We start from the raw sequence: 3,500 nt of genomic DNA on the forward strand, positions 1-3,500 counted from the left end.
ATTCGTGAAAATGTCGGTGGGTCTACTAAGATAAAAACCTATATTGAACAGCTTTCTCCTTATGGATCATTAGAGATTATCTGGGTCTAATCAATAAAGCTGTGTAAATGAAAAGGACAGGCGCGGCGGGGGCGCCTGCTTTCAAACCAAATTTTTCCATTCCAAATTTTAGAAAACATTGATCACATTAGATTGTGAGGGTATCCCTATGTGCAAAAAATATGAATTAACCAATCAAATCAAACAAATTAAAGATAGACTGACTAAGCAAATTATAAATCTTTATCGTATTCGGGCTTTAAGAGATTTTGATGATGTTAAGGCTGGCGACTTAGGTGGCTATATCGAAAATGAAAGTAACTTATCTCACTATGGCAATTGCTGGGTCTATGATGAGGCTTGTGCCTATGGCTATGCTCATGTTTCTGATAATGCTAAAGTACGCCATTTGTCTCATGTGCGTGGGCGTGTTTATGGGAATGCCGAGGTCTATGGAAAGGCTTTGATCACTCGATATGCTAAAGTTTATGACCATGCTTGTGTTTATGGGAGTGCTCATGTGGCGGGGAACATCTATGGCAAGGCCCATGTCTGTGATCACGCTCGCATTTATAGCAATTCCCATATTTATCAACATGCGCGCGTTTCTAATGATGTTTTTGTTTATGATCATGCTAGGATCTTTGGTCATTCAAAGGTTTCTGGATCTGCTTGTATTTACAGCAGTGCAAAAATTTATGGACAAGCTGCTATCAAAGGCTTTGCAAAAATCTATGGCAAGGTCTATAGCAAGGCCCATGTGAGTGGGCGTGCCGAGATTTACGGCTCTGTTTATGGCAATGCAAAAATCTCTGGTTCTGTCAAGGTGTGGGGGCGTGCTCATGGAAGAGCAAAAATAGATAAACAAAGCAAGGTAAAATCAGTTGCTCAAAATTATGAGGTTTATGAAAGCGATAACGTTGTTAAGATGGATAAATAGCATAAAATAAAAGGGCGTGGGGGGCGCCTGCTTTTATGGCTATAAACGCATTATAAAACGCATTGCTATAAACATATCATAAAAGAGAGAATTCAAAAAGAAAGCCGTACCAACTGATATGACGCGGCTTTCAAATATCTATATGAATCAACCATAATGGAGTAATGAAACCCATATACAAAACGTATTAATATCGCAAGCGCTTTAGTCTCTTGATTAAAACTTATCAAACAAATCAAAACGCTTGGTAGGTTTATCAAAACACGTTTTTACATTTACGAGCGTTGGTTTTCAAAACAGCTTTTTATAAACGCTTTTATCAAATGGAAGGTTTTAAAAATTATTATTAACATCCATTTCAAACGTTTCTTATAAAGATCTCATTTATGTTTCAAACGTTTAAACGTACATTTAGAGAAGCTATCATAAGTATCTTTTTATTTTGCACTCAAATATAACTTCTTTGCAAATTAATCGCTCTATATTTGTGCTCTGTGCTTTTAAATGGTAACTTTTAAAACGTTTTTTAGTATCATATCTAAGGTAAAATAGTATTTTACTGCTATGTATTAGCCGCCTCCATTTTTTTATGGAAGCGAATAATTCCGTTCTTCAAAACTAGCCTGCAATATATTCATTAAAAGACTTTTGATTTCATAAGATATAACGCTTTGAATTTCATTATCTGGTTATTTCCTACCTCGGTAAAAAAATACCGTGGTTATAAAATCAATCTTGTCTTTAAATCCTTTGTACAATCTTTATAAATTAAACCTATAAGCTTATGACTGCTTCAAACTGTTAATTTCTTTAATGCCATTTTAAAGGTTTTTCCCAATTTTGGGAAAAATTATATGATCTCTATTTTCTATAAATACGTATCTTTTGATACAATTTACCTTAGAACAGTTTCAAACGATTACCCTCTTATAGAATGATCTAATATTGCTATAACACTCTTTAGTTTTTGCGCTTCTCAATTTTGAAAACTATAATTTTATGTTTTTATCATGTGATTAACAAACCAATCTTTAAAACAAGATGCAATCTTAAACGTATGTTATCGATAATTTCAAACGACTAAATTTTTAACAATGTGATTTGTGCTGTGATAAAAACGTATCATAAAATTTATGATCTGTTATGAATGATATCTGCTTTTCATTTCATTTGAATGCCCCCATGCGTTATAATATTTACATCATTATTTTCTTTTTATGGTCTATTCATACATGGCAATCCTGTATAAAAAATAGTCAAATGAATCACGTATAAAAATGTGGATTCTTAAGTGGACTCATATAAAATAATGGCATAAAAACTATTGACTTTATTGTGTTTTTTGATATTATACCGAATATTTGGACGATAGGGTATGGTCATACGAGCCATGCTGGTCACCCCTTTGTCAAAAAAGGCATGCGTATTACGCACAAGCAAGCAGAAGAAATTCTTTGTAAGGATTTAAAGCAATTTGAGCAAGCTGTTTCGGAATCTGTGAAGGTTTCCTTAACGGATTGCCAATTCGCAGCCTTGGTTTCCTTTTGTTATAATGTAGGCACGAAAGCTTTTTGCAAGTCGAGTTTGTTGAAGAAGCTTAATCAAGGGGATTATGAAGCTGTACCCGTCGAATTACAGAAATGGAATAAGGTAGGAGGGAGGATTCTTGCTGGTTTAGCCAACCGTCGAGCAGCTGAAGCAGGTTTGTGGGCTAAGGGGTCTTATGTTTCTTCCAACTATCAAAGAGTGGAAACGAAGGAGGCAAGAGGTGTTTTTAAGGTAGAAGCTTTAGCGCCGATTATAGGATCTTGTTCAGGGTTTGGAGGTTTTTTGGTGGGCAATGGCCCGATCCAATGGGCTTTAGCAACCCTTATGGTTTTAGCCGCCTGTGTTGGCCTTTTCTTTGTAGCAAAACGGTTTCGGGAGCAGCGGTTGTGATTTTTTGGTTCAAAAGAAATTTAACTCTGATGTTCACGGCTTTAGCCGTTTTTTTAATGGCTTTAGCTAAAGCCTTTCATCTTGGTCAGAGATCAGAACGTCAAAAGCAAATAGAGACTTCTTTAAAGATAGCAACGACGCGTTTTGAGGTTGAAAATGAAGTTAATCAAAAAAGTGATAGTGGTGTTCGTTCTTCCCTTACTCGTTGGCTGCGGGGCAAGTAGGAGTGTTACTTGTGAAGGTTGGTTGCCGATTTACTTGGATACTCAAGATGTTGATGTCATCAGCTCACATTTAGCAAGAGATATTTTAAAACATAACCAACAGGGAGCACGCTTATGTGGTTGGCAAAATGAGTAGAAGAAGTAAGGAGGAGGAAGATCTATCGGAAACCGAACGACAGTTACTTCATGAGATGATAGAAACCTATCAAGGCTTGAAGATGATGTCGCGTATTATAAAGTGGATAGCTTTCATTGTTTTTATGTTAGTGATGGATTTTGCTCGCCTTATGGACGCGCTAGATAATATTTTCTCACATCTCAAAAAGTGGCTAACCAAGAGTTAGAACTCACAAAATCTT

The 3,500-nt window shown here is 35.9% G+C and carries 4 protein-coding genes; all 4 read left to right on the forward strand.

Annotated features, from left to right (window positions below):
* Positions 1-208: 208 nt before the first annotated feature.
* The 4 genes from MCY_RS02980 (at position 209) to MCY_RS03000 (ending at position 3,485) form a co-directional block, all read left to right on the forward strand.
* Entirely contained in the window at positions 209-979 is a 771-nt protein-coding gene (locus MCY_RS02980) for a hypothetical protein (protein WP_007346889.1), read from the forward strand.
* Positions 980-2,314: 1,335 nt separating this feature from the next.
* The gene (locus tag MCY_RS02985; protein WP_007346890.1) at positions 2,315-2,917 is read left to right on the forward strand and encodes a lysozyme; all 603 of its coding nucleotides are present in this window, start codon (positions 2,315-2,317) and stop codon (positions 2,915-2,917) included.
* Complete coding sequence (locus MCY_RS02990) at positions 2,914-3,141, forward strand: hypothetical protein (protein WP_007346891.1); 228 nt, start codon at positions 2,914-2,916, stop codon at positions 3,139-3,141. The genes MCY_RS02985 and MCY_RS02990 overlap by 4 nt, the downstream gene beginning before the upstream one ends.
* A gap of 116 nt (positions 3,142-3,257) precedes the next feature.
* Complete coding sequence (locus MCY_RS03000; protein WP_007346892.1) at positions 3,258-3,485, forward strand: hypothetical protein; 228 nt, start codon at positions 3,258-3,260, stop codon at positions 3,483-3,485.
* The last annotated feature ends 15 nt before the right edge of the window (positions 3,486-3,500 follow it).

This window comes from Bartonella rattimassiliensis 15908 (assembly GCF_000278215.1).
In the GTDB taxonomy this organism is placed as follows: domain Bacteria; phylum Pseudomonadota; class Alphaproteobacteria; order Rhizobiales; family Rhizobiaceae; genus Bartonella; species Bartonella rattimassiliensis.